Source organism: Paenibacillus sp. ISL-20 (assembly GCF_018613005.1).
In the GTDB taxonomy this organism is placed as follows: Bacteria; Bacillota; Bacilli; order Paenibacillales; family Paenibacillaceae; genus Paenibacillus_AQ.
The window spans coordinates 26263-53038 of the sequence record NZ_JAGGRD010000035.1 but is presented as its reverse complement, the minus strand read 5'-3'; the positions used below and the strand labels follow the sequence as shown (position 1 = coordinate 53038).

The window sequence follows — 26776 nt, the reverse complement described above, 5'->3', positions numbered from 1 at the left end:
TTTCACTCTTACAACCCAAGTATATGAAACTCCTATCTTCGTATATGTGATTGCAGTCATACCAAAATCTAACACTATGTGAACGATCAGGATCGGAGACTACGGGAGCCAAGGCTACATCTTTTTAGACTTCTTCTTTTTGATAAAAATAACAACCAGAGGAAATACTTAATCGAAATATCCAAATGCTGTGACCCCGGTTGAATTAGGAGAGGTGTAAACACAATGTCATTTTCCACATGGGCGGGTTCGAACCAACCCAACGATAGCGATAATCTTTCTGCCAATCCGAATGGGAAGAACTCAGAGGATATGGACATATCGGTAAATCTGGAAGAAACCATATCCGAAATCAAACAGGTTCTGGGAGATAGTGACGATTTTATTGTATTTGGCTTCCATGTGTTCGGGCAGCATCCGGCTGTATTGTTGTATTTCTCCGATATGACGGATCATGCCGTCATCAATAACACGATATTGAAGCCCCTCAAATATGGGCCGCGCCATATCGATGTAAATAATCTCCCGCATGATGCGTTAATGCAAACCATCATGAAAGATACGCTTTATCATAGCGAGGGGTATTCGGAAAGGAAAATCTCTGTTCTGACCGACAACCTGCTAAGGGGGCAATCCGTCGTAGCCATTGAAGGGCTGGACGAGGCGATTATCATTGACACACGTCAGATCACGCAGCGCGCTATTGAGCAGCCGGCGACGGAGCAGGTCATCCGCGGAGCCAGAGAGGGATTTATAGAGTCCCTGGGGACCAATATCTCTCTACTCCGCTATCGGCTGCAAACACCGGATTTTCGCGTGAAATCCATGGAGATCGGAACGAAAACCAAATCCAAAGTTGCCATGTGTTACATGGACGGCATAACCAATCCCGGAATCATCAAAGAAGTACAAAAACGGCTGGATGCCATTGAAATCGACGCCGTTCTGGATTCAGGTTATTTGGAGCAATTCATCGAAGACAACCATTGGTCTCCCTTTCCGCAAATCCAGTATACCGAGCGACCTGACAAAGTCGTGGCGAATCTGCTGGAAGGAAGAGTCGCCATCTTGGTCGATGGCTCCCCTCTGGCCTTGATCGCGCCTACCGTGTTTAGCCAGTTCTATCAGACCGTTGAAGATTATACCGAACGCTTCGTTCTGATGAGTGCGATCCGAATGTCCCGTCTGGTTGCTTTAGTATTTTCATTGGTCTTTCCCGCGCTGTATGTGGCGATTATTTCGTTTAATCCTGAGCTGATCCCCACAGAATTTGCGGTCGCCGTTGCTGGCGGACGTGCGGGCGTACCCTTCCCAGCCGTGATCGAAGTGCTTGTCATTGAAATCTCGATGGAGGTTTTAAGAGAAGCAACCATACGCTTGCCGCAACAGGTAGGCGGGGCTTTATCCATTGTCGGCGTGCTCGTCATCGGGCAGGCCGCGGTAGCGGCCGGGTTCGCGAGCCCGATAACCGTCGTTATTATCGCTTTAACGACCATTGGCTCTTTTGCAACGCCGGCCTACAATGCGGCTCTGGCTCTTCGCCTGCTTCGTTTTCCGCTGATCATTTTAGCCGGTATCTTCGGTTTATATGGCGTCATGGTCGGAATCATTTTGATCGCCAATCATTTATTGTCACTTAAGTCGTTCGGGGTCCCGTACTTAACCCCATTTGTGCCTGGCAACTTTCAAGGCATGCGGGATCTCCTGACCCGTGGCCCGTTGTGGAAGATGAAGAACCGACCTTCCTTCCTCCATCCGATTAGCAAAACAAGACTGGGTGATCAAATGAAGGAACAGGTGGATCATTCTTCATCCCATATTATGGATCCCGTCCATCCTAACGACGAGAAAGGGCGTTAACCATGAATGAACAGCGCCAAATCACTGTCTTGCAGGCTTCTGCCGTTACGATCAGCACCATCGTTGGAGTAGGCGTTCTTGCACTTCCCTTGGCTGCGGTAAAGGCCGCAGATGCAGGAGCTCCGTTAGTCACTTTTTTGGGAATGCTGTTAGCGTTTATCGGACTTTTTTTCATGACCCGGCTTGGTATGCGGTTCCCGAATGACTCTTACATCGAGTATGGCGAGATCATCATCGGCAAATGGCTCGGTAGAATTGGAAGCCTTCTATCGATTGCTTTCTTTGCCGTCTTAAGCTCTCTTGTTGCAAGGGAATTCGGAGAGGTTGTTGTCACAGCCGTTCTGAAAAATACGCCATTGGAGGTGACTGTACTGGTCATGCTGCTCCTGGCTGCTTTTTCTTCACGCCGAAATATCATGACCTTTGCTTGCATTCACTTATTTTACAGCCCCTTTATCCTAATTCCTGCGCTGTTGATCGTCGCCCTGTCGTTAAAAAACGCGGACACCGTCAATGTTCTTCCTGTGATGGGGAATGAAATTCGAGGAATACCGGCAGGCATTATTACGTTATCCACCATGTTCCAAGGATACTTTATTATGATGATGGTCATCCCTGCCATGTGCAAACCCGAAAGAGCAATGCGGTCCAGCATATGGGCGATGCTGATTAGCGGGGTGCTGTATATATTAATCGTCACGGCAACGGTTAGCGTATTTGGGGCAGAAGAGACAAAGAAGCTATTATGGCCGACGCTGGAGCTGGCAAAAGCAACTTCATTACCTGCCAATGTACTGGAACGTTTGGATGCGGTCTTTCTTGCCGTCTGGGTAACGGCTGTCTTTACATCCTTATTCTCTTGCTATTACTTTACGATTTACTCTATAAGCAAGTTATTCCGATTAGCGGATCAAGGGATGCTGTCCTTCTTCATCCTACCCATTCTGTTCGTTCTGGCCATGCTGCCCCAAAGCTTAGTTCAATTGAATGAAGTGAACGGCTTAATCTCCAAATTCGGACTGCTGATAACGATCGTATACCCTGGAGTGCTGCTTATAATCGCCATGCTGCGTAAAAAAAGAGGTGCGTCCAAATGATCGGAAATCTTTACAGCGGTTATTTGGATGTCGCCATCTTGACCTGGGTGTTATCCGGCATGTTCAATCTGATCATCGATAAATATAAGTATGAACAATCGAACATGGCCAAGGAAAAAAGGGTATCTCGTATACTGGGCTGGATCCATATCGTGATCGGAACAGTATTGTTTCTAAGTGTCATACTTGTCAAAGCCCTAGTGTGAGTGAGCATGATTCACAAAGTTTAGGAGGATTTCAATGAGGAAAAGAATAAGCGTTAGCCTAAACGTAAAATTCATGATCGTCCTTCTTCTATCCTGCTCACTCCTGACAAGCTGCTGGGATCGGATGGAGATTGAAGAGCGTGCTGTCGTTCTAGGAATATCGATCGATACAGCTGATAAGGATGCGGAGGCACGTGAGGATGAAATATCTCATCTTCGCGGGAAATACCCTGCTCCGAAACAGGAATTAATCCAACTATCCGTTCAAATTGCGCTTCCCGGAAGAATACCGCTCGGGCCAGGTGAAGGCGGCGGTTCGGGAGAAAGTGAGCAAGAAACCGTGTGGGTGCTTGATGTTGTAGGACACACGCTCGACGACGCCATGATGAATTTACAGCAGCAAATATCTGGAAAATTGTTTTTTGGCCATCTCCGCGTCATTGTCGTATCGGAAGAGTTTGCCAGAAAAGGATTACAGAATTTGAACGACTATCTCCATCGTAACGCGGAAGTTCGCCGTATGGCCTGGTTGATGGTGTCGAAAGGGAAGGCAAAAAATCATATGCAGGCAGCACCAAAATTGGAGCGTGTCCCGGCGCTGTATCTAGCATCCACATTGGACGATGCCGTAAAGCATGGCAAATTTCCGATTAACTACATTGGGACGTTCTGGAGCAATTCTTCGAAGAAAGGTCAGGAAGGATTTCTGCCTTATATCAAAATCATGAAGGGGGAAAACGTGGATATCAGCGGAATGGCTTTTTTTAAAGGAGCCAAAATGGTAGGCGTGACAAAACCGATTGAAATTGCCGGATACCTGGTCATCAAGGGAATCAGTCCGGCATTGCACGCGAGAATGAGCATTCCGTTAAAGAATTATTAATCGGATTAATCCAAAAAACACAAAAAAAAGAATCCGATATATTCGGATTCGGCGAATTGGTAAGAGCCAAAAAACCATCGTATTGGAAAAGCCATGTTAAATCTGCAGAGCAATGGGGTGAAATCTATAAAAACGTAACCTTTGATTATCGTGTGACGTCCAAAGTTCGAAGAATTGGGATGAAGGCAGAATAATGGTGCCAGTCATGGTATTCATCTTCATTTCGTCCAGGCTTCCGGGCCGACATCATGGACGGTAAGCGGAGGATTGGATCGCTGCTTGCCTGGCGCATATTCGTCTGCACCCACGTCAGGTATATAGCGGATCTGGCCATCCATGTCGTCCGCTGCAACGAATGGAGTCAGGGCAGCGTCTACGGCTGGACTATAGACGGATAATCGAATGAGACCGTCCTTACTGCGCACCAAATGAAGCTCTTGTTTGGTCATCCCTCTGTCCACGATGGGGTTGTTAGAAATCGGTGCATTCCCCGAGAGCATATTTCCCTTGTACTCAGCCCGTTCCTGTTCGGGTGCCTGTATCACCGCATCAGTTTCCTGAAATATCGTCCCTGCATGGCTAAATATCAGATTGTTATAAATCTTAGTCCCTACCGGCTGATAGGTTCTGCCGCCCAGATTGAAAGTTGTCGTCTGGTTGCCGACATTCACGATTGTATTGTTGTAAATCTGAACGTTATACTGCCGCCAATGTCCGCGCAAAAGTTCCGTTCTTTGTTCGGCCGGCAGATCGCCAAGCCTTGCCGTTTGCTCTTGGTTTCCACCCCAACGAACGATTGGATTCGTACTGCCTTCCGGTCCGCCATCATGTGTTCCGCCATCAAGACGAATCACTTTGTCCGTAAGACCTTCCATGTAATTGTTATAGATTTTGTGATCGTTGCCGTATATCCGGAACCCGCTGCTGCCTGGTGTCACTCCATCGCCAATCAGATGGTTGCCGTAGAAGCTGTTGCGGTTTCCATGTCGCGACACAATACCGCCGTATGAATCACGAATCGTGTTGTACCGTATGATATTGTCACTGCTCTTCACCGATATCACTTCATCTTCACCGTTAAACCCGTCAAACAAATTGTACTGAACCGTAATATAACCGGAAGAGAGCGAGGTACTGGAAAGTCCAAGCCTGATGGCTTCCAACCCGTTGGTTACCCGGGGACCAATCCCGTGGAAATAGTTATACTCAATGACGTCGTATTGCGATATATGCTGTCCACTATGCCCTTCACCATCATAAATCAGGACTGCGCCAAAGCCCTTCTTCGGACCAATATCATTATAAGCGATCCGGTTATGGCTGCTCGTTCCTTCGACTCGAATATAATGTCTGTGAGTGCCATTATCCGTAATGAGCTTCGGATCTTCAAATGGCGTTAATCCCTTATAAACTTCTCCGTTAGGGTCATACCGATCCTCACTGTACCGGCAGCTGTTCTCCAAATTAAGGAGACACCATACATATCGGTTTTGAGCTTTAAATCGGTAGGGCTGGCCTGTTTCATCCAAAGCAAAGGTGTTGCCCAAAATAGAGATTCGGCTGGAGCTTTCCAGCTGAATCCCTGGATGAACCCCGGTAAGCGCCCGTTGCGCCAATCCACGGTTATTCAAGGTCTGCGTTCCATTCTCATCGCCGATCCCGTTCCGGAACTTGAGTCCGCTGACTTCCACATAACTTGAATTTTCAATGTGTATATAACTATTCCCACTAATGATTGCCTTGCCGGGCTTCCCGGTAATCCGAATCGGATAGGCCGCGGAGCCGTGTTTATCCTTCACAACAAACGACCGTTCTGCTCATAGTTCCCATCCTTCAGTTCAATCAGCGTGCCGGCCACAGCCTGATCCAGTGCCTGCTGCAATTGTTCCGCCGTGCTGACCGAGACGCGCTTCATCTCCGGAAGCTTCACATCTTCCTCCTTCTCTTCGCCAGCGTTTGGAAATACATTCCCAGGCACGTAATTCGTGCCCGGCTGGTAGCTGCTTGCCGTTACCGTGCTCTCGATCCGATTCATACTGCTGCTCCCTTCTGCATCACTCGAAGCCCCTTGGGCTTCTGAAGGCGACATCATCAGTGTACCGATCAAAAGGCTCAAGACGAGACCCATACTTATCGATCTGTGATACCGTTGGTTTAAAGCGTTTAATAACGTTTTCATATCCGTTCACCTCTCTTCGAATATTAACGTCCCATAACCAATCAGAATACGCGATGGACCCAGCCGCGAAGCTTCGCCAGAGCCTCGATGTAATAATAATCCCCATAAATAAGCGACACATCGATATTCGTATCCGCCGGCTTATGGCCGGTTCCGCCAAGCAGGATTCCTTCATGCTCAGGAGCGTGAAAAGCTGCGTACTCCGTCGACAATGCCAGGACGATTCGCTCAGCAGCTTTCCGGTATACAGTCCCCACCTCCGGAGTTGTCAAAGCAGCGAGCTCCAACAATCCGGAGGCGGCAATGGCCGCAGCGGAGGTGTCACGAGGCTCGGTATCGGGATTCGGTACCCGGAAGTCCCATGGGGGTACCCCCTGCCCTTGTAAGGAAGCTATAAAATGATGAGCTACCCGCTCGGCGGCGTACAAATAATCCTTATTGTTCGTATAACGGTAAGCGTTAGCCATCCCATACAGCGCCCACGCATTCCCTCTTGACCAGCAGGAATCCGGGGCATAACCCTGCCAGCCCATATACTGCAGCAGTTCCCCACTTTCCGGATCAAACGAAACAACATGACAGGTGGATCCATCGGCACGGATCATATGCTGCAAAGCCATATTCGCATGGGCATTCGCAACGTGGCGAAATCTTGGGTCTTCTCCTTCCTCGGCAGCCCAGTACAAGAGGGACAGGTTCATCAGGCAATCGATAATAGCCCAGCCCGGTAGATCCTTGTTCCATGCCCTGATGTACTGGCCTGCCAAATTAAATCGTCCGGCCAGAAAGTTAGCTGCCGCAAGCCCTCGCCTTCTACCATCTGCATCGCCGGTTAACTTATATTTCAGTACGGCTGTCGGCAAATACTGAAACCCGACATCATGATGAAAGCGACTCTCTTCCAGAGTCAATCGTTCCATCCGTATATCCCACTCCCACGCCGCTTCCTTGTACTTCGCATCTCCGGTCATATCGTAAAAAATCCACAACATTCCCGGCCAAAACCCTGAAATCCAGTTGTCCAGGGTCAAGCCGTCGTATTCCCCGTCCTTGGCCGCATGCGGAGCAAGCTCAGGCTTTCTAGCCAACATCCGGTCCACCTTCAACTGAGCACCATTCCACCACATATCCAAATCGAGTTCATGTTGAATCTTTAATTTACTCATCATATTCCTCCTGTCGTTATCCTTTAATGGCACCAATTAAAGCACCTTTCACAAAATACTTCTGCAAAAACGGATAGACCAGCAGAATCGGTACCGTCGCAACGATAATGGTCGCATGCTTCAACGTTTCACCGATAACGGCCACCTCCCCTCCGCTCGCTCCGCTTGCCATGGAGCTTGCATCATTCAGAAGCAGCAGCTCCCGCAGGACAAGCTGAAGCGGATACAAGGAACGATCCTGCAAATAGATCATGGCCTGGAACCATGAGTTCCAGTGACTTACACCGTAATACAGCAGCATGACGGCTATGACCGGCATGCACAGCGGCATCATAATCCGGAATAGGATGACGAATTCATTGGCTCCATCGATCTTGGCGGATTCCTCCAGACTATCAGGCACCGCCTCAAAAGCCGTTCTCATGATAATTAGATTAAAAGCAGATATGGCCTGCGGAATAATTAAGGACCACAGCGTATTGGTAAGCTCCAGGCCTTTCACTGTAAAATACAAGGGAATCAAGCCCCCGCTGAAGAACATGGTGAATACGATAAACAGCATCAGCTGCTTACGATATCGCAAACCCTTACGGGAAAGCGCATACGCTCCGAATGCGGTCAATATAATATTGATCACCAAGCCTCCTGATACGATAAGGAACGTATTTAAATATCCTTGAATAATCATCGGATTATCAAACACGAGCCGGTAAGCGTTAAATGTTATATCCAGCGGCTTCCATAAAATCCCCGAATGCTGCATGTAACGGGTAGGATTACTCAAGGAAGCAAACAGCACGTAAATCAATGGGTATAACGTACATAACGTGATTACGGTCAACAAGATGTAATTAAAAACATCAAACAGCTTTTCACCGACCGATCGATTGCCAGCTCTCCATTCCATTCCTTTCACCTCCTACCACAAGCTGGTTTTGTTCATTCTGCGGCTCAGCCAGTTTGAGCCGATGACAAGCGTGAAATTGATGGCGGAATTGAACAGCCCTACTGCCGAACTGAAGCTGTAATTGAATTCCTGCAGCCCGACCCGGTACACATAGGAGCTGATGACGTCTGCGGTATCGTAGATTGAGGGGTTGTAGAGCAGGATGACTTTCTCGCTGCCGACGTTCATCAGCCTGCCGATCTCAAGAATGAACAGGATGATAATCGTAGGCATGATCCCCGGCAAAGTCACATTCAACATCTGCCTCCACCGGTTGGCTCCATCGATCTTCGCGGCTTCGTATTGTTCCTGGTCGATACCGGCCAGGGCGGCAAGGAAGATAATGGTCCCCCAGCCGATGTTCTGCCAAATTCCAGAGGTTACGAAGAGGGTCCGGAAATATTCAGACTCCAGCAGAAGAGAGACCCGTTCCCATCCGAAAAAAGCCAAAATATCGTTGATTAACCCGTCACTCATCGTAAATTCCTTAATAATTCCGCAAACAACGACCAGCGAAATAAAATGCGGCATATACGTTATGGTTTGAACCGTGCGTTTGAATGCGGCTTTTCTCACCTCGTTCAGCAGGAGCGCCAATATAATGGGTGCCGGAAAGCCAAAGAGCAGTTCATAAAAGCTGATTAACAGCGTATTTTTGACGACCCGCCAGAAATAAATGCCGTTAAAAAAAGATTCGAAGTGCTCCCAGCCGGCCCATGGACTTCCGATGATGCCAAGACGTGGAGAGAACTCCTTAAAGGCGATGGATGCCCCGTACATGGGGAAATAATGAAAAACCGCGAAATATAGAAGTACCGGAATTAACATGATGTACAGGAAACGATTTTTACTAATGTCCTTCAGCAAGCCCCAATTCCGAGGATTCAGTCCTGCCGAGTTAGATGGTTTAGAAGGAATTGACGTGCGTGTCGGAGGCGGAATTTTCGCCATGCCGTGCTCACTCCTTATGCTCTGTCTATTGAAGGTTCAAGTTACCGAGGGGGATGAACCCGCTCCATTCCCCTCGGCTCAAGATGTCATTATCGGCTGTTGTATCGATCCAGAGCGCTTTGATAGATTTCAACCGCACGCTCAATCCCCAGCTTCTTGATTTGTTCCACATACTTGTCATAACTCTCCATCGGCTCCTTGCCGACAATAAACTTGACAAACATTTCCTCTTTATAGTTGCTTACTTCAGTTAAAATCTTGCCAAGCTCCTTGCTTTCTTCGGAGGTTGGCGTCAGGAAGCCAGGCAGTGTATGCTTCTCGGCATCCGTTTTCGCCCATACTTTCACGGCCTCATCCTGCTCAGGGAACGTATTCCAGTTCCGACGTTCATCCGCTTCGTATGGTCCATTCGGCTTGGAATACTGCGATACCATCTGCTGCAGACTGTATTTCTCATTGTTTTTAATCAAATCGGTATAGACAGGAGCACCGTTCTCCATCACGTAGCTCTCTCCTTCAATGCCGAAGTTGTAGAGCATCGCGCCCTCATCGCTGTAAGCATAATCAAGCCAGCGTACAATCAGTTCCGGATTTTTCGCAGCGGTTGTGATGGCTTTGCTTGGTCCCGGATTGTACTTGAAATCTCGTTGTCCTATAAAAGGAACTTCGTCTTTAAGGAGTGTTGGATATGGAGCGCCAACCAGCTTGAATTTCGGATCCTGCCCCTTCATGGCATCCATCCATTTTCCCATGCCGCCGCTGAGAAGATGCACTGTAGCGCCGGTCTGCCCGGTCAGAATCTTGTTATCCAACGCTTTGGTATCGGTGAGCGCAAAATCCTTGTCAAACAATCCTTCCGCAAACCACTTGCGGAATAAGGCCAGAAAATCTTTATACTGCGGATCTATGGGTCCATACTTCACCTTTCCTTCATCGTCCACATAGAAGGAGTTTGATGTGCGGTAAGCTCCGATGAAAGCATCGCGGATCTCAAAATTCCCTCCGGTGTAAGTTACACTGAGCGGTGCTTTGGCCCCCTTCTCGTCGTGAAAGGCGATTAACGTCTTCTCCCACTCCTCTATAGTCGTTGGAACTGGAAGACCAAGTTCATCCAGCCAATCCTGACGGATCATGGGGCCACGGAAGACGAGCCCGGACGGATTGCGAATCATGGGAAATACATAATATTTGCCGCTGTCTGTCTTGACCATTTGGTCAAGCGTCGGATCCGCTTCGAGTTTCTTCTTCAGGTTCGGCGCGTATTGATCAATCAGATCATTGAGCTCCAGAATGACGCCGTCCTGAATGGCTTTCTCCGGTCCGCCCGGATAAGAGCCCGCACTTCGTCCGGTCCAATCGTATTCAATGACATCCGGTAGCTCATCGGACGCGATCATCAGATTGAATTGCTCGGCCGTCTGCTGATCATTCGGATGGATATACTCCACCTGAACTCCTGTTTTATCGGCAAGCGCTTTCCCGAACGGCGTTTCTGCAAGGTTAGAATAGAAGGTTACCGCATTCATGTTCAAGATTTCCCACGACGTGATCGATTCGGTTGTGTTTAGCGGATACGATGAACCGATTGCAGTGGATGTACCCTTTCCGGCCTCGTTCGGCTTAGCGTCCGACGTGTTACCCTTACTGCCTGACGAACATCCCGCAAGCACCAGACTTGTTAACAATATGGCGGTCAGTCCTGACTTCAAATTTCGCAACAAGCTGTCTTTGACCAGCAAACGTTGAACCATCATCATTCCCCCGATTGTAAGATAAGGTGTCGGATAGGCCAGCATGTTGCCCTATCCGTTGTCATTGTTCAATAAAACCCGTATCCCTTACCATAGACAAAATCTAAAATCGCAGGCAATTCCTTAAAAATCGATGGTTTTTCATGAAAAATCCGGATTACAGTGCGGCTTTCTGATATTTCCCGGGGGTCACGCCTTCGAATTTTTTAAAGATTCGCAAAAACGTGCTGACATCCGCATAACCGACCCGGCTAGCGATTTCATTGACAGTAAGCTTTTGCAGAACAAGCAGTTCTTTCGCTTTGGACAGACGGAGGCGGTTAATGGTATCCAGTAAGGCTTCTCCTGTAAACTCCTTGTACAGTCTCGATACGTATGAGGGGGTCATCTGAAAAGCGTCGCCAATCATTGAAATATTCAATTTCGGGTCATACAGATGCTCTTGGACATACTGCGAGACATCTTCGATTAAATAACGGTGGTGATTCCGTTTCTCGGCCAGGATCCATTCACAGACCTGCGCAAGCATCTGTTTCATCCGTTCCTTCATCTCCGGCACATGATCGCATTCGAGCAATAGATCCGCATCGATGATATGATCTTCATAGGTTCGCTTGCTGCCCGCTCTCACTTCCTCAAGCGTATTCAGCATCGTGCTTGCCAGGTTGTACATCAGACATTTGGCGAGTGGAACCGAAACCGGGTGCTTGGAAAAGTTGGCTTGGAATATATCATCCAAAATGGCTTCCGCTTTGCCGTAGTTCCCGCTCTTCACCAAGCCTATAAACTGCTGCTCGACACTTAAAGGATAATAAAATTGACGGAATTGCTTGCTCCTGTCCATAAGAGTGTCCGTATACGGGATGAACTGCCCGCTCCCCATCACAATCCGATATTCAAGGGCGGCCTGCGCCTCTTGATAAGAAAGCGCGATGCCGTGCAAATCCGAATGAACCTGACCCACAGCTACTGTAAGCTCTGCTTCGATATGCTTTCGCATGAAATCTTGAACCTGGGCCAGTATTCGATTCAATACGGTTTGCTCCTGCTCCGCTGGCAGGCTTGCTTCGAAATTAACGACACAAGCAAGCGCATCGTTCATTTCTGTTGTAAACACAAGCGCTTCATCGGAAGCCGTATCCTCAAGCACATTCGTTAGTATGAAATAAAGCATTTGCTGCTTCTGATCCGGGAGCCCGCGAATGCCAAACTGCTCAAACTTGCCATAATGATCGATCGATATCAGCAGGACAACAGATCGGTCGGATTGAAACTGTATATCATGTGCAGGCAGCGTTGAATGGAGAGACTGATCATGATCGGCGTATCCCTTTAAGAGTCGCCGCAACAAATGCGCCCGTATTGTATTGCGATGCTTGTGAAGCGCCGTTTGCATATCTGCCTTGTCATGAAAATATTGCTGAATCGTCCCCTGCAGGAACGTGTATTCATTGGCTCCCCCGTCAAACCTCAGTCCGAATTTTTTGGATAAACTTTGCAGCATCACTTGAACCGGCATATAGTTTCTGCGTAAAAACAAAACCGTAACAATACCTCCAATTAATAAGCTCAGGGCGATGCTGATCCATGTCAGTTTGCGTAAATCTTTCATTTTCTCATTGAATAATGCCGCTGGCAGTACGGATACATATTTCCATCCGGTTACTTGCGACGTGATATAGGAAACCGCGAACTGCTCCGCGTCCGAGCCTATATAGATCGTTCCGCTATCGCCTTGCAGCTGCTCATAACTTATACCAGCAGATACAGCCGGATCCTGTCGTGATGCAGCGATATACCGGCTATCCGTATCTATAATGAACATACTGGCATCCTTTTGCCGGGGAGCGCTCTCGATTAGTTTCGAATCCTTGATTAAGAACAGAACCACTGCCGGGGGCTGGGCCGGTGAATTAAATACGAGAGAATGAGCAAATACGACCACCGGGAAGCTTTGAAGGCCATCTTTAAACTCCATAGACTTGTAAACGTTTACATATCTTTGCTCGAACAGTCCCATCCACTTCTCATAGGAGGTTTCGTCATTCTGCCGCAGCTTTTGATAGAGCCCTCTGCCGCTCGTATGACCATACGTCGAAATCACCGTATCACTGTTCAAATACATCACGTAAATATCCTCAATCGAATCGTTTGCATTTTTATAAGTTCGCAGGCTATCCGATATGCTGAACACATCGTAATACTGCTGATCACGAAGCGGTAACTCCACGCTGGAAAATGCCGATATCCCCTTATTTAACGCAATTTCCAGGCTTAAACGCTCCAGACTCTTCAGCTTGCTATCAATGGACATTTCCATCTGCTGAAGAAGCAATTCGTTTGCCCGATGGGTCTCGCTCTTCACTTGATGGTAGGAGAATGAATACAGCACGAAGCTGATCAGAATCGGTACCATTAATACGGTGACATAAGAGAACAGCCATGCCACAATGACGCTGCGGTTATATTTACGAAGGATGTTGAACATGTGATTTTCCTCCTCCTTATTGCCTCCTGTGATAACAAGAGCAGCCTTCATAGGGATAAGGCTGCTCTAAAAACAAGAACGGGTGCAGGTTTTACGAATAACTACGAATTATTGGGGAATCCCATACAATCTCCATGGTTTACGACTGCCAAACAGATTGCATTTGCGCTTCTCAGCAGGGACAGGCGAGATGCGGAATCGAGTGGATCCGCTCCAACGGGCCCTGTAAATGTAAGCTTCCTCACCAGGCTTCAGAGCCAGATCGATCGTCCCATCTGCCTGGATCGGACACTTCCTGGAGATTCCCCCGATGTCAATAAACAGGCCGTCTTCCGCAGATGTAGACATATCTGTTACGATCCGGCAGGGCTCTCCGGCAAGACTGCAAATATGTATCCAAGCGGTGCGCCCCTCTTCCCGAACAGCGCTAACAAGGAAGCCTCCTTCTGTCCGCAGATGATGGAATACCGACTCCGGCCACTCTTTAGGGACTGCAGGGAAAACATAGATCCGCTCCCCTCTGCTCTGCAGCAGCATGTCATGGATCGATTCCGCCCCGGCCAGCGGCGTTTCGATAACCGGTCCCGCTTCTTTATACATCGTGTTCGGCTTAATAAGATGCATCAGACTTCGCAAATACGCGAGAGCTTCATCTCCTAAACCTAACTTGGCTGCGATGGAGGCGGCTCCGGTGAAGCTAAATCCGCGCAAATCTCCTTCAAGGCCGATCCAATGCCGGAGCGAGCGAAGAATCAGCTCCTTCTCCTTTTGAGTATCACCGATGATATGCAGTGGAAAGGCCGCCAGCATATGGCTGAAATGGCGGTGTCCGAATTCCATACGCTGACCCTCGCCGATCATATATCCGGATGAATCCACCGGAAAAGGTACCAGTCGCTCAAGGACTTCCCGCCATCGATCATGCAGCGAGTCATGAACACCAAGCTGATCCGACATGCGGATTAAGGTTTCACATCCCCATCGCAGCAGCGCCAAATCATAATGAGAATCGGCTGTCTTCAGCTGCTTAAAGGACCCATATTCCGGTGAGATTGTGGGAGGTAAATGAAGACGGCCGTCCTGCCCTTCCTCAAGAAGGTGCAAATATAAACCCACACTGCGCCGAAGAAGAGGATATACCAAGCTTCGAAGCATATGATCATCCATGGCATAACGGTAATGACGCCAAGCGTTATGCATGACCCAAGTTAAATTCCCCACCTCATCCGTGACCGGACTGTCCAGATCATAGCTTGAGCTTCGACCGAGGCCTGCGGAGTCCGCACGGTAAGCTTCGGGAACATTACGGATCAGTTGGTTCTGATGCTCCTGCAGGGAACGAATCAGCGACATGCCCAGATGGAGGCGGTTCGCCGTATAAATCGGAGAGTAGCTCATCTGCACGTTCATATTGAACCATAATCCAGGCCATGGCGTAGATGTGAGCCACGGACCTTGATTATCGATAGGGTATGAGTCCCCACGGGTCGCAGAAGCCAGCTTATACATCTGTATCCAATAAAAGCTTTCCAACTGCGTATCCGGTATCGAAATGAAGCTTTCCGGATAGTAATGATGCCACCACCTGCGATGGGCATGAATCCAGGCTTCCCATCCTGAGGTTGAGCTCGGCACAGACCGAAGCTCCCGTACCGCTTGATCACAAACGGCATCTTCCGTGCCATTCATCACGGTTAAGATAACGCTTTGCCGATGCCAGCTTCCCGATTCCTGTTCAGTCTGGTCAGAGCGACGAGTTAGCCAAGCTGTAGTGCAGCCTTCTCCGGTTTCATATTTCTGAACGCCGACTGAAACCTCACCGAATTCCATAAGCTGAACGATGGTTTCGGGAATGTATTGGTTGAGATTAATCCCGTCCGCATTCTTCAAAATAGGATCAACCTCCGAATAGGCGTACCACTTCAGCTTCGCATCGCGTTCACCTTCATCTGCATCCAACTCCACGACAAGTACGGGAGCTAATGCATGCACAAACGCACGAATTCTGACTTCTCCCTTTGTTGTCGGTATAACCGCGCTCAACTCCGCGTTCCATAATTCCAGCCGCATTTCGTAGGGCTGATAAATCCATCCCTCCAGCTCCAATGCAAGCTCGCCAATAGGTACGCGGACCGGGAAAGCCTGTTCACCCGGACGTGATGCAGTTATATCGGATCGTCCAAGCACAAAACGCAGCACATTCCGTTTATCCCGATGTTCTTCGCTGTAGATCATCGCTCCGAGCAGGCCGTTTCCAAGAAAAGCCCCTTCATCCCAGCTGATCGGACGCGTCGTCCACAACATATCGTGTCTGGACATAAACACCGGCCAGTCAATGTCATTCTCTATGCGGGTAGTCACGATATCCCTCCTATTACAATGAAATATTGTTTCTTATGTGCGCCTGCTTGAATTCCGATGGTGTCATCTGCGTATATTTTTTGAACACGTCGGTAAAATATCGGCGCTCCACATAACCAAGCGACTCCGCAATCTCCTGGATTTGCCGATCCTCCAAGAGCAGCCGCTTGGCCACCTCCATCCGTTCTTGAGTGACAAATTGACTGAATGCCATTCCTGTCACTTTCTTGAACAAGCCGGCAAAATAACTTGGGCTCAAGTGAACTCCCTTCGCGCAAGCACTTAGGCTGAGGTCCTGATCCAGATTGGATTTTACATAATGAATGGCTTCCTGGATGATTTGTGCGGCGGCGGAGCGATTCTGATTCTCGATGCGTTCGCAGCCTAGCGTCACGATGCTATGGAGAATCTTCTTCATGTCCGTTAAGGACCTCTCCGAGCTGACCCGCCCTTCCCGAACGATCATGTTTAAATCGGACAGTTCATTCATCGGTACCTTATCTTGAATCGCCCTTAGCATCATGTACGCCAGCTCGTAGTAGAGGCTGATGAAGTATTCCGGCTTGGGAAGCGGCGACCTGTCCGTAAACTCATTCAGGATATGATCGAGCGTCAGTAAGGCTTGGTCGACGTTTCCGGATTGTAAGGCATATACCATTTCCTGCTCTGCGGTCCGTATACTGCGCGGCAAGGACATTTCTGTATTAGCTATATCTTCATATGAAATCACCGCGTTGCCTCCGGTATAGAAATGGTATGACAGGGCATGCAAAGCCTGATCATACGATGAGTACAGTTCATGGATATACGTTACGGGTCTGCCAATTCCGATGGATGTCGTTAATGAAGTATATAATCTAACATGCTGACAGCACGCTTCTGCTATGACTGCCGCTGGAGCTGATAACGGTGTATTCAACACCGCTACCAGGCGGTTAGCCGAATCCCGGAATACCATCCCCTTTGTATACAAAGCGATGGTCTCCTCCGTAATATTCTTCAATGCAAACCGGGCGAGCTCTATTTCATTCATCGGTGACTCTCGGTGCTTGTCAGCAAATCCGTCGATTTCAAGAATCATGACGAGCAGATCCCTGGACTCTAAATCCGGCTTTACATATTCCCACCGCTGCTCCGCCTCCTGTTTATCCACCTTATGATGTAACAATAACGTGAACAATTCCTGACGCAGGAACGGCATACTCTCCTGAACCCGCTGCTCTAATTCAGCGATATGATCCTCTTGGTTTCGTATCGCTTCAATTTCTTTTTTGGCCTTTACAACAATTTCCTCGATATGAGCTAGTGAAAAGGGCTTCGTTATGAAGTCAAACGCCCCAAGCTGAACCGCTTGCCTGGCATATTCAAAATCGCTGAAACCTGTCATCAATATGACTTTGCTGCGAGGCAGCAGCTCTTTGACGCGTCGGGTCAATTCCAGACCATCGAGCTTCGGCATTCGAATATCGGTCACGATGATATCCGGTCTGCACGAGGTGATCAACATGAGTCCGTCTTCTCCATTGATTGCCGTTCCGCTTACGGTTATCCCATGACGTTCCCAGTTGATTTGCTTGGATACGCCATCGACGACACTCTGAATGTCATCTATAAAGCAAATCGTTGTCGTTATTGCGCTCATCTGCTTTTAGTCAACTCCCTTCAAGTCGTGGGTAACGGGGATGATAATCGAAACTCGGGTACATACATTAGGTTCGCTTTCCATGTACAAATCTGCCGAGCTTCCATACTGAAGCTGTAATCGCAATCGGACATTATTTAACGCATAACCCGATGTAGGAGAGGATGCCGGTTGTCGAAGAAGTGGATCAGCTGGATTCTTTTCGTTCAGCCCCATACCGTTATCTTCCACGTTGAAATACAGATAGGTGCTATCCTGTTTCACCTGAATTCGAATGAACCCGCCCTCATTACGATCGTTAAAGCCGTGCAGGATTGAATTTTCAACCAGCGGCTGCAGCATGATTTTTAAGATCGGGTGCTGCATATCCACTAAGGGATCAACCTCGATATTGTAGGTAAACAGCGTTTCATAGCATTTCTGCTGAATGTTTAAATACTGCTCCACGTGGAGCAGCTCATGTTCAAGCGTCGTCATCTCATTGCCGCGATTGAGGCCCAGCTGAAACAGCTGTGATAAGGACAGCACCATTTCCTGCACATCCTCCAATTGATTCAACTGGCACTTCCAGTAAACCGTGTTAAGCGTGTTATATAGAAAATGAGGATCAATTTGAGCTTGCAGGGCTTTCATCTCGGACTGGCGTTTATCCTTCTCTGCCTGCTTCACAACGTCAAACATTTCATTAAGCTCTTCCAGCATCCGGTTAAAGCGATAACCGACCTGCGTAATCTCATCATTGTATTCGCTTTCATAACGTACGTTAAGATCGTTCATCTCCACCCGTTTCATTAGTGATTGCAAGTGGCTTAACGGTCTTATAAGCAAACGGGTTAGCATATTGGCAAAAGCAAACGACACGAGCAAGCATCCCGTAATAACTCCGAGAATGGTCAGCTTGATGCTGTCCATCTGCTTCATCAACTCCGATTTAGGCAGGAAGCTGAATAACGTCCACTCCTTCACTCCACCTAGCTTGGTAAAGTTAACCAGGTACTCATAACCTTGATCCGAATACTCAAAGCTTCCCTGCTCAGCTGTTAAGGCCTCCCTATATTTAGGCTCATGTTTTAGCGTATCCGCGATGATGGAATCGTTTAACAGCACATCACTCCCATCGGATGAGGCCAAGAGATGGAACTGTTTGCGATTTTTATCCTCCGAGGCAATTAAGGATTGGATCGAGTCGATTTTGATATTCGCTACAACGAAAATATCCTCGATGTAATGGGAGGGTATGCCCTCCATCACAAAGGAAATGACGTTCTCCCTGCTGGAAAAGAAACGGTCCTCATGACCGGCCACCCATAATTTGCGCTTCTCGCTTTTGATAAGCGTATACAGCTCCGAGTCATAGAACGAATGGGAGAAGTTACGCTGCTGACTTGTCTGGTAATAGTCACCCTCACGCGTGGCGATAAGAATAGAATCGATAACAGGTTCATACAGCTTGGTCTGCACAAAAGTCGATTGCAGCCCGGACAGATGTGTATAATAATTCTCCGCCTCCGAGTAACTGCTGTCCATCCCTAACGCTCTTCGGTAAGCCGTATTGACCATCATCGAGTAAACCGCTTGCGTGACATGATTCAGTTTCTCATCTAACACCTTCGAAGTTTGATGAATCGTTTCCTGGCTAAGCTGATAGGCATTGTCCTTCACAACTTCCTCCGCGATCATGTAACTTAACGCGCCTGCGGTAGTAACCGCAAAAGTGACAATGAGCATAAACGCGATCCAGATTCGGCGTCTGAACGATAGTCGGTAGAGCATAGATCAACATCCTCCGTCTCTAAATTTCGGCTGTGGCAGCAGTTGTTCATTAGATCAATCACTTAGCCATGAGACATCCTGAGGATGCAGCGGATCAAATGAAGGAATGGCTTGCATATTCACTCTTCCGACGGCCCGTTCCTGATCTAACGCTGCGTTGTAGCGCGCGTTCAGATCCTCAATCAAGGAATCAAGATCTCCGCCGATCATGATGTACTTTACGAATTCGTCCTCCCACTCCTTTCCTTTTGGTTTGAATCCTTGAGGCGATGCAGGCCATATTCCGTCATAATCACCTGGGAGGAAGCTGGTGATGCCGTCGATATCGGGTTTCCTGGCTTTAGCGGCTATCGCATCCACCGATAAAATGCCCAGTCCGGCTTCCTGATACCCGATCAGCACTTCATCGCTATACATATAACGGAGAAATTTCCAAGCTTCCTCCTTGTGCTTCGACTGGCTGCTAATCGATAACCACCTTGTCGCTCCAACTCCCTGATTGATCACTCCTTTATAGGTTCCGTCAATCGATGGGGGAAGTGCAGCTCCCCACTTGATCTTGGCCGGAAACTGAAACTTATAAATGCTGGGTTCCGAAGAATAGGACAGATACATCCCGATCTTCCCGTCGGCAAACTGCGCTCGAAGCGGATCGATGTCCAGGGATTCCGATCCCGGCAGCGTACTGCCGTTCTCCACCATGGTCCGGAACGCGCTAATAATCGGTATAAACCCCGTAAAATCATAGTTGCCTGTTGAAAAGTCATAACCATCGCCGCTGATTCCGCTTATTTCCGCAATCGGAACGGCTGACCGGCCAAGAGCGCTGGCAGGAATTTTATAGGGTAGAGCAAAACCGTAAACGCCATCCGCTTTTCCAATTTCGGTAATCCGGCTCGCCGCTTCCACCAACTCGTCAAGCGATTTCGGAGGTGAAGTTATGTCAGCACGCTCAAAAAGCTCCACATTATAAATAAGTCGCAAGGTTGATCCGCTGTTAGGAAGACTGTATATGAACGGATCAAACACGTTATATCCCTCAATAAAGGCTTGCTTCCCGAACCTGTTTCTGATCTCCGGCGTTAAATATTCGTTTAATGGCTCTACATAGCCTTTTTGAGTCATTTCAGCAAGATCGATCGGGGTGAAGATATCAGGTGATAACTCACTGGCAAATGACAAATCAAGCGATTGGGCAAAATCATCTGCCATAACCGTCATCTCAACCTCAATAAAATCGGAATTCTCTTGGTTATAACGATGAATGACCTCTTTGATATAATTCGCGTCATGGCGCCCCGTTGACCAGAATCTCAGCTTTGTCTTTTCTTCGGCAGCAGCCATATCCGATGTCGTTGAGTACGAAATTAAACGGTCAGAGGCCTGCCCATTGCCACCCTGCATGCACCCTGTTATGGTTATGCTCAAGCACATCAATGCAACCAGCGGTAATCTCCAAGTGATCATGCACACACCCTCCTTGTGCTTGTATCGTAGCATAACCTATTTTGTGGATATAGACAGAACGGTAAAAAAACTGTAAAGGGAAGAATATCGATTCATCTCCCCATACGAAAAAGGCTACCCCAAGCTAATGCCTGGCGGTAGCCTCTTGATCATTGTTATGTCCTGCTTATGTCTTGCTTGAACCTAATTTCAAGCCCACCCCAAGGTCCTAACGCTGGAATGACACATCGGCTGCGATGGGCAGATGATCCGAGGCTTCCGTATGGATCACGCGCTGATTCGAATGCTGAACAGTTGGAGAGGTCAGAATGTAATCGATCGTTGCCGATGGATTGATTACAGGAAACGTATAGGCATCGTCTATTCCCTGAAAGCTGTTCACGAATAAACCGCTGTCGAGCAGCAGCTGAAACTCTGAACTGTCAGGTTCCGCGTTAAAATCGCCCATCAGCAGCATCGGCCCCTCAGAGGCAGAAGCCAGGTCAATGATTTCCTGCGCCTGTGCCGTTCTGCTGGTGACATCCAGTCCAAGATGCGTATTGTACACATCCACGTGGATTCCCTTCAGATTTACGACAGCGTGCAGTACACCGCGCTGCTCCTTCCCGAAGCTGCTTAACAAAACATTCTCGGATCGAAGGATCGGATACTTGCTAACAATGGCAGTTCCGTACTGACGGTTGTTCGTCTGTCCTTCCTCCGGCTCCAAATCAAGATTGGCACCATAAGCATAGTGATATCCGAGCAAACCCGCCAGTTCCTTCGCTTGGTCTTGAAAGTCGCTTCGCTCCCCGTAGTACCGGTCCACTTCCTGAAGGCCGACAATTTCTGCGCCGGAATCACGGATGACATCGGCGATTCTTTGCAGGCTTAACTGCTCATCCAATCCAACCCCGTGATGGATGTTGTAAGACATCACCGTTGTGCTTACTTCTTTACCTTGTCCTTTTCCAGCCGCCAGCACCCCTGTTGTAAACACGGGAACAAACAACAAGCAAGCGATAAATGAGATGACGCTCTTTTTCATGGACGAATCTCCCTTTCATTGTCGAATGCCGAACTAAGCTACCTTTACTGTTGCTACCATTCTCAGCGCCTGACCCGCGTGGAAGTTAATTAAATATGCTGTCCGGAACGTAATACACTTTTTGCGTATCTTTTTTGTTTACCGGGTCCGTCACAATCGTAAAATAAACGTTGCCGTTCTTGGTCTGCACTCCCTCGATTTCATGGTTTCCCACATTTGTGATTTTCACGAGGGTTTTGAATGTCCCTGCGTTTGTCATCATGGCAATCTGCGGGATGTCGCCTTCCGCTCCGCCTGATGTATATATTTTCGTCTGACCCAGCATATCGGCCCCCTGAAAGGAGCCGTTCGGCCTTACGATCCCACTGCCCGACTGCGTAAAGCTGCCAACCGCTGCGTTCACCGCTGCTGCGCTGTCCATCCGCACCTGTTCATTGCTGTCCAGAAGCTTATTGAGTGCGACCGTGTCATAAATGGACCAAGTTACCGTCCCCTCTTTTGTTTGTACGCGGAACACCGTATGAGTACTATTGCCGCCGCCATCCACACGGTAGGTCTCGCCTAGCCTTGCCCCCGTTTTATTGGCGTAATTCATATAAGTGAAACGATGCAAATCCGTATAATCCACAGTTTTGCCAGCTGAATATTGAAGTCTTGCTACCTGCAGCGACCAGTAATAGTCCGTCGAAGGATCTGCCTTCGAACTGAAATAAAAGTAATTGATGCCGTCGTACGTATACATATCCAGCGTTTGGCAGTGGCCGGTATTCGTAACGGTCATTTCATCTACATAAGTAGCGTCTTTCCCGTTAATGAGCAGTCTTGAAAGATAGCAATTTCCCTTCGACCGCTGCGTGACATAGAGATATTTATCCGCGATATAAGCCTTTTGAACTGCCACGTTATGATTAAGTCCCTTTAAATTGTAGGCAAGCGTTGCCGAAGCGTTGAGCGTTTTCTCAGGAGTTGCCGCGAATGCGGGCAATCCGGACATACAAAACACGAGAGCTGCAAGTATTGCGGACGCGAGAATTTTTAAGTGCCTTTTCATATGCCTCAACCCTTGAACGTCAACCATCAATACACCTCCACTAATAGTAGGAATCAAATTGGACTGCCCCCGAATACGTACTAATAATAAGGTTCATGCGGGCATTTTTGCCATGATATGGGATATCTTCCTCCTCTCTTTATACAGAAACACCGCCTCATTCAAATCAAGTTTCTGCTTTATTACAGAAAATGGGGGATCCACTATTGAGTTTACCATGTACCTCAAGAATTTCCCGTGTATAAAATACTTAAAGTTAGACGAACCGTATGGTCCTTTAGCCCTTTTTTTCGTTGGAGCTCAGAAAATGTCGGCAGTGACTTTTATCAAATGTTCATCCAATTCAGTAAAACAAAAAAAACAAAAAGCCACGAATTACCGCCGCTCCTTGGTCTCAAGCAGTTTTGGGATGAAGAATAAAGGATATAACATGAGGTACAGGTTAGGCGCCCACCACAAGATGTCGAAATCGGACTTCATGATCCAAAAAACGATCGCCTGCAGTCCGGAACAAAATGTCAGGATAAGCGATATTAAGGCAAAACTTCTCCACTTTACATTCATGTGATTATGTAAGTAAAGACTGTACATTCCGGTGATGGAAATGAGTATATCCAGCGGGAAGAACGACCAATTCCAAACCACTAACAGCTCATTGGTATAATCCTGATATAAATATTCCTTGGGAATTAACGCAAGCGCGGTGACGACCCAATACAAAATAAATCCGATATCCGTAAATAAGAACAAACCTTTTAATGTTTTACTCAATCCATACCCTCTCTTCTCCTAGTGGACTATCGTTTGCTCAAGCTTCCCGCTTGATGATACCGGCCAAAAGAATCTCTCCCATCTCACGTAGCCCTTCCTGTAGAGTCATGCTGCTCTTGTTTGCTGCCGAGTCCTCGATTAACCGATAAAAGCCCCCTACATACAAATCAATGAATATTTTGGTATTAAAAGGGCGTAACCATCCTTGATTGATTCCTTCATGAAATAGTTCCGTGATGTTGCCCCATTGTTTATTTAGAAATTGATCCAGCGTCTTCCATTGATCAGGATAATAACGCTGGAGCTCGGTTATGAGGTTCAATCCGATAAACTGAAAATCAGTCGGGATGAGGATGAGGCATTGCTTAAGTTTATCGAGTGTAGTCAGGTCAGGATTACCCATGATGTCCTTTTCTTTTTCTTGAAGTTCGACAATGGCCTCATGAAGAATCGTTGCAATAAGTACATCCTTCGAAGGGAAGTATCCGTACAGCGTCTTCGTGCTCATACCCAGTCGTTTGGCAAGGTCACCCATTGTAAATCGTAATCCTCTTCTCATGATTTCATTGCTTGCCGCCTCAACAATTCGGTCTCTCAATAGGTACACTTCCTTGTTCGGAAAATAATAAAACGATAAGGTTTTCCTTGATTTCTAAAATCATATCCCAATTCCTTCTTCATGTCAACGAAAGCGCTCATTCACGACAAAAAGAGACAGCCATAAATGCTGCCTCCAAATGATCGATGTTCCGTACTAATGTATAAGAATATCCTTCTTCTGTTTCAGCTTCGTTTTAGGACTTTAACCTTAATTTAACAACGCCGGTTTCCCAATCCGAATGAGCTCCCGCAACGATGTTGACTCTGCAAGGGACCACTTCGAATTCCATGTTTCGATTCCAAATAGCCAACTCCTCGAAGCCGAGCTCGAACGTGACGGTGGTTACATCACCAGGCTCCAGCGCTACCTTTTTGAATCCCTTCAATTCCCGTAAACGGCGGGTTATTCCTGATTGATCGGCTTGTATGTAGAGCTGAACAACTTCATCTCCCTTCATCTTTCCGGTGTTCTTCACCTCCACGCATACTTCGACAAGACCTCCGGATCGAAGCTCGTCAAGCGTCATTTCTTTCTGCGAGATGGTCGGAGAACCGTATTCGAACGTGCTGTAACTCAAACCGAATCCGAACGGATATAACGGTTTGGACGGCATATCGACATAAGGGCGAGGGCGCCCTGCATTTTTCTGATTATAATAAACCGGCAATTGACCCACGGAGCGCGGGATCGAAACGGGCAGTTTGCCGCTCGGGTTCACCTGGCCGAACAGGATCTCTCCGATGGCACGGCCGCCTTCACTGCCGGGATACCAAGCGCACAGCAAGGCATCGCTGAGCTCGGCCACCTCGCCGACGGCGAGCGGACGCCCCTGAATAAGCACGGTGATCACCGGTTTGCCGATCGCGTGAATTTCCCGAACCAACTGCTCCTGTATCCCGCCTAAACGCAGTTCGGCAAGATCGAGACCTTCGCCGCAATCCATCTCCGTCGGATCCCCTTCCGCTACGATCGCTGCACCATTACTATCAAACGTATCTCCGAATTGACGGGCGCTGCTGCCTCCGAGTACGAGCACGACCGCGTCCGCGGAACGGGCGGCTTCGATCGCTTCAGGCAAGCCCTTCGCGGACATGCCTCGGACGCTGCATCCGGGAGCGAAGACGATGTCTGTATCTGCGGGAGCAGCCATTCGAATGCCTTGAAGCGCCGTAACTCCGCTACCCTCGCGCTGAACGCTGGTGTAGTCCCCAAGCTGGTTGTAAAGCCTGTCCGCGTTAGGTCCGATAACCGCCAGTCGTTTGATGCTGCCGCCATTCAGCGGCAGTACGTCTTTGTCGTTCTTAAGCAGCACAACCGCTTCTCTCGCGACGGATGCATTCAAGTGTTTAGCGGCTGCATTGTTGACGGTTGTAGCTGCCAAACCTTCGTCAACGTATGGCTTCTCGAACAGTCCCAATCGGAATTTAAGCCGAAGTACTCGAGCCACCGCGCGGTCAATGCTCTCCATATCGGACTTCCCTTGTTTCACCGCTTGTTCAAGCGTGGTGAAGGACTTGTCCCACAAACTAAGATCAACCCCGGATGACAGGGCTAGACCCGCCGCGGATTCATAGTCTCCCGTAATGGACACCAACCGGTCGATGGCCGTTCCATCCGCCATGACAATTCCATCAAATCCCCATTCATCTCTCAGAATGCCGGTTAACAGCTTATCATTGGCATGACACGGAATGCCGTCGAGCTCATTATAGGCCGCCATGACGCCAGCCGCTCCTGCCTTGATCCCCGCCTCCGCGGCAGGCAAATGAATTTCGCGAAGCTCCCGCTCGCCAACGGGAACAGGTCCTGCATTGCGACCGCCCTGCCCTGCTCCCTGTGCGCATAAATGCTTGAGCACGGCAGCCGCTCTGTCCGGTTTCTTCCACTCTTCCAGGTCTCTTCCCTGTAGGCCATGGACAACGGCCTCCGTCATCCGTGCAGCCAAGTAAGGATCCTCCCCGTAACATTCCTCGGAACGTCCCCACCGCGGATCCTGCAGGATGTCGAGTACCGAGACCAACCCTAAATGCGCGCCTCGGCTGCGGATCTCGGAGGCTACCTGGGAATAGGCTTGTTCAATTAATTCGGGATTCCAGGTTGAACCGATGGCCGTATTGACGGGCAGAAGCGTTCCGTCGAGCGCCTGATGACCATGGGGACATTCCTCCGAGAGCAGCACGGGAATGCCCAGCCGGCTATGTTCGATTACATAACGCTGGATGGCATTCGCTACCTTCGCGTTGTCTTGCGTAGGAACCCCGTTCTCATAAGTCACGCCGGACCAGGGATCCGCCCGGAACAGTCCGTACAGCGCCCCCATGCCGGCTCCCCACTCGACATGATCCTTGAATAAGTCGGTCAGTTCAAACTCCGTTTCGGTTCCTTCGCTTCGGCGATATGCCATCCAGCCGTACAAGTGCTGGTTCAGCTGCCCGACCTTCTCCCTCAGCGTCATTCTGGATAACAAATCCTCTACACGCTCGTCTACGGGGAGCGCAGTATTACGAAATTTCTCCATATTCCCATACTCCTACCATCCTGGTTGTCATACTTCTG

General features: G+C 48.5%; 21 protein-coding genes. 5 read left to right on the top strand and 16 right to left on the bottom strand.

The genetic code is table 11. The features are described from left to right. Positions 1–225: 225 nt before the first annotated feature. From J7E85_RS20060 to J7E85_RS34155, 5 genes are read left to right on the top strand one after another with little or no spacing between them, the layout of a single operon-like run. A complete protein-coding gene (locus J7E85_RS20060; protein ID WP_215160792.1) occupies positions 226–1860 on the top strand; it encodes a spore germination protein in 1635 nt (544 codons plus the stop codon). Between the two features lie 2 nt (positions 1861–1862). Beyond that, a complete protein-coding gene (locus J7E85_RS20055) occupies positions 1863–2957 on the top strand; it encodes a GerAB/ArcD/ProY family transporter (protein WP_215160790.1) in 1095 nt (364 codons plus the stop codon). Beyond that, positions 2954–3163: a CLC_0170 family protein gene (locus J7E85_RS20050; protein ID WP_215160788.1), complete on the top strand. Its 210-nt coding sequence runs from the start codon at positions 2954–2956 to the stop codon at positions 3161–3163. The genes J7E85_RS20055 and J7E85_RS20050 overlap by 4 nt, the downstream gene beginning before the upstream one ends. A gap of 34 nt (positions 3164–3197) precedes the next feature. Further along, positions 3198–4046 carry a Ger(x)C family spore germination protein gene (locus J7E85_RS20045; RefSeq protein WP_251035874.1) on the top strand — a complete coding sequence of 283 codons (849 nt, stop codon included), beginning with the start codon at positions 3198–3200 and terminating at the stop codon, positions 4044–4046. Further along, a complete protein-coding gene (locus tag J7E85_RS34155; protein ID WP_353049538.1) occupies positions 3977–4240 on the top strand; it encodes a Ger(x)C family spore germination C-terminal domain-containing protein in 264 nt (87 codons plus the stop codon). Before J7E85_RS20045 ends, J7E85_RS34155 begins: the two co-directional genes overlap by 70 nt. Positions 4241–4264: 24 nt before the next feature. On the opposite strand, the gene J7E85_RS20040 is transcribed toward J7E85_RS34155, so the two are convergent. The 16 genes from J7E85_RS20040 to J7E85_RS19965 form a co-directional block, all read right to left on the bottom strand. Beyond that, a complete protein-coding gene (locus J7E85_RS20040; RefSeq protein ID WP_215160786.1) occupies positions 4265–5845 on the bottom strand; it encodes a chondroitinase-B domain-containing protein in 1581 nt (526 codons plus the stop codon). Further along, positions 5842–6225, bottom strand: coding sequence for a hypothetical protein (locus tag J7E85_RS20035; RefSeq protein WP_215160784.1), 384 nt, complete (start codon positions 6223–6225; stop codon positions 5842–5844). Before J7E85_RS20035 ends, J7E85_RS20040 begins: the two co-directional genes overlap by 4 nt. 41 nt (positions 6226–6266) lie before the next feature. Then, positions 6267–7391, bottom strand: coding sequence for a glycoside hydrolase family 88 protein (locus J7E85_RS20030; protein ID WP_251035873.1), 1125 nt, complete (start codon positions 7389–7391; stop codon positions 6267–6269). Positions 7392–7407: 16 nt separating this feature from the next. Further along, positions 7408–8298, bottom strand: a complete 891-nt coding sequence (locus J7E85_RS20025; RefSeq protein ID WP_215160780.1) for a carbohydrate ABC transporter permease — start codon at positions 8296–8298, stop codon at positions 7408–7410. A gap of 12 nt (positions 8299–8310) precedes the next feature. After that, positions 8311–9288: an ABC transporter permease gene (locus J7E85_RS20020; RefSeq protein ID WP_215160778.1), complete on the bottom strand. Its 978-nt coding sequence runs from the start codon at positions 9286–9288 to the stop codon at positions 8311–8313. An 89-nt stretch (positions 9289–9377) separates the two neighbouring features. After that, positions 9378–11039: an extracellular solute-binding protein gene (locus J7E85_RS20015; protein ID WP_251035872.1), complete on the bottom strand. Its 1662-nt coding sequence runs from the start codon at positions 11037–11039 to the stop codon at positions 9378–9380. Positions 11040–11196: 157 nt separating this feature from the next. Next, complete coding sequence (locus J7E85_RS20010) at positions 11197–13527, bottom strand: helix-turn-helix domain-containing protein (RefSeq protein ID WP_215160776.1); 2331 nt, start codon at positions 13525–13527, stop codon at positions 11197–11199. 108 nt (positions 13528–13635) lie between these two features. Then, positions 13636–15888 carry a glycosyl hydrolase family 95 catalytic domain-containing protein gene (locus tag J7E85_RS20005; protein ID WP_215160774.1) on the bottom strand — a complete coding sequence of 751 codons (2253 nt, stop codon included), beginning with the start codon at positions 15886–15888 and terminating at the stop codon, positions 13636–13638. A 13-nt stretch (positions 15889–15901) separates the two neighbouring features. Beyond that, entirely contained in the window at positions 15902–17530 is a 1629-nt protein-coding gene (locus tag J7E85_RS20000; RefSeq protein ID WP_215160772.1) for a response regulator, read from the bottom strand. 6 nt (positions 17531–17536) lie between these two features. Then, complete coding sequence (locus J7E85_RS19995) at positions 17537–19303, bottom strand: sensor histidine kinase (RefSeq protein WP_215160770.1); 1767 nt, start codon at positions 19301–19303, stop codon at positions 17537–17539. 54 nt (positions 19304–19357) lie between these two features. Then, positions 19358–20770, bottom strand: coding sequence for an ABC transporter substrate-binding protein (locus tag J7E85_RS19990; RefSeq protein ID WP_215160768.1), 1413 nt, complete (start codon positions 20768–20770; stop codon positions 19358–19360). Positions 20771–20978: 208 nt separating this feature from the next. Next, a complete protein-coding gene (locus J7E85_RS19985; protein WP_215160766.1) occupies positions 20979–21797 on the bottom strand; it encodes an endonuclease/exonuclease/phosphatase family protein in 819 nt (272 codons plus the stop codon). Between the two features lie 85 nt (positions 21798–21882). After that, entirely contained in the window at positions 21883–22875 is a 993-nt protein-coding gene (locus J7E85_RS19980; protein ID WP_215160764.1) for a helveticin J family class III bacteriocin, read from the bottom strand. A gap of 348 nt (positions 22876–23223) precedes the next feature. Beyond that, entirely contained in the window at positions 23224–23619 is a 396-nt protein-coding gene (locus J7E85_RS19975; RefSeq protein WP_215160762.1) for a YvaD family protein, read from the bottom strand. Between the two features lie 37 nt (positions 23620–23656). Further along, positions 23657–24226 carry a TetR/AcrR family transcriptional regulator gene (locus J7E85_RS19970; protein ID WP_353049535.1) on the bottom strand — a complete coding sequence of 190 codons (570 nt, stop codon included), beginning with the start codon at positions 24224–24226 and terminating at the stop codon, positions 23657–23659. A gap of 187 nt (positions 24227–24413) precedes the next feature. Then, positions 24414–26738, bottom strand: coding sequence for a glycoside hydrolase family 3 N-terminal domain-containing protein (locus J7E85_RS19965; protein ID WP_215160758.1), 2325 nt, complete (start codon positions 26736–26738; stop codon positions 24414–24416). Between the last annotated feature and the right edge of the window lie 38 nt (positions 26739–26776).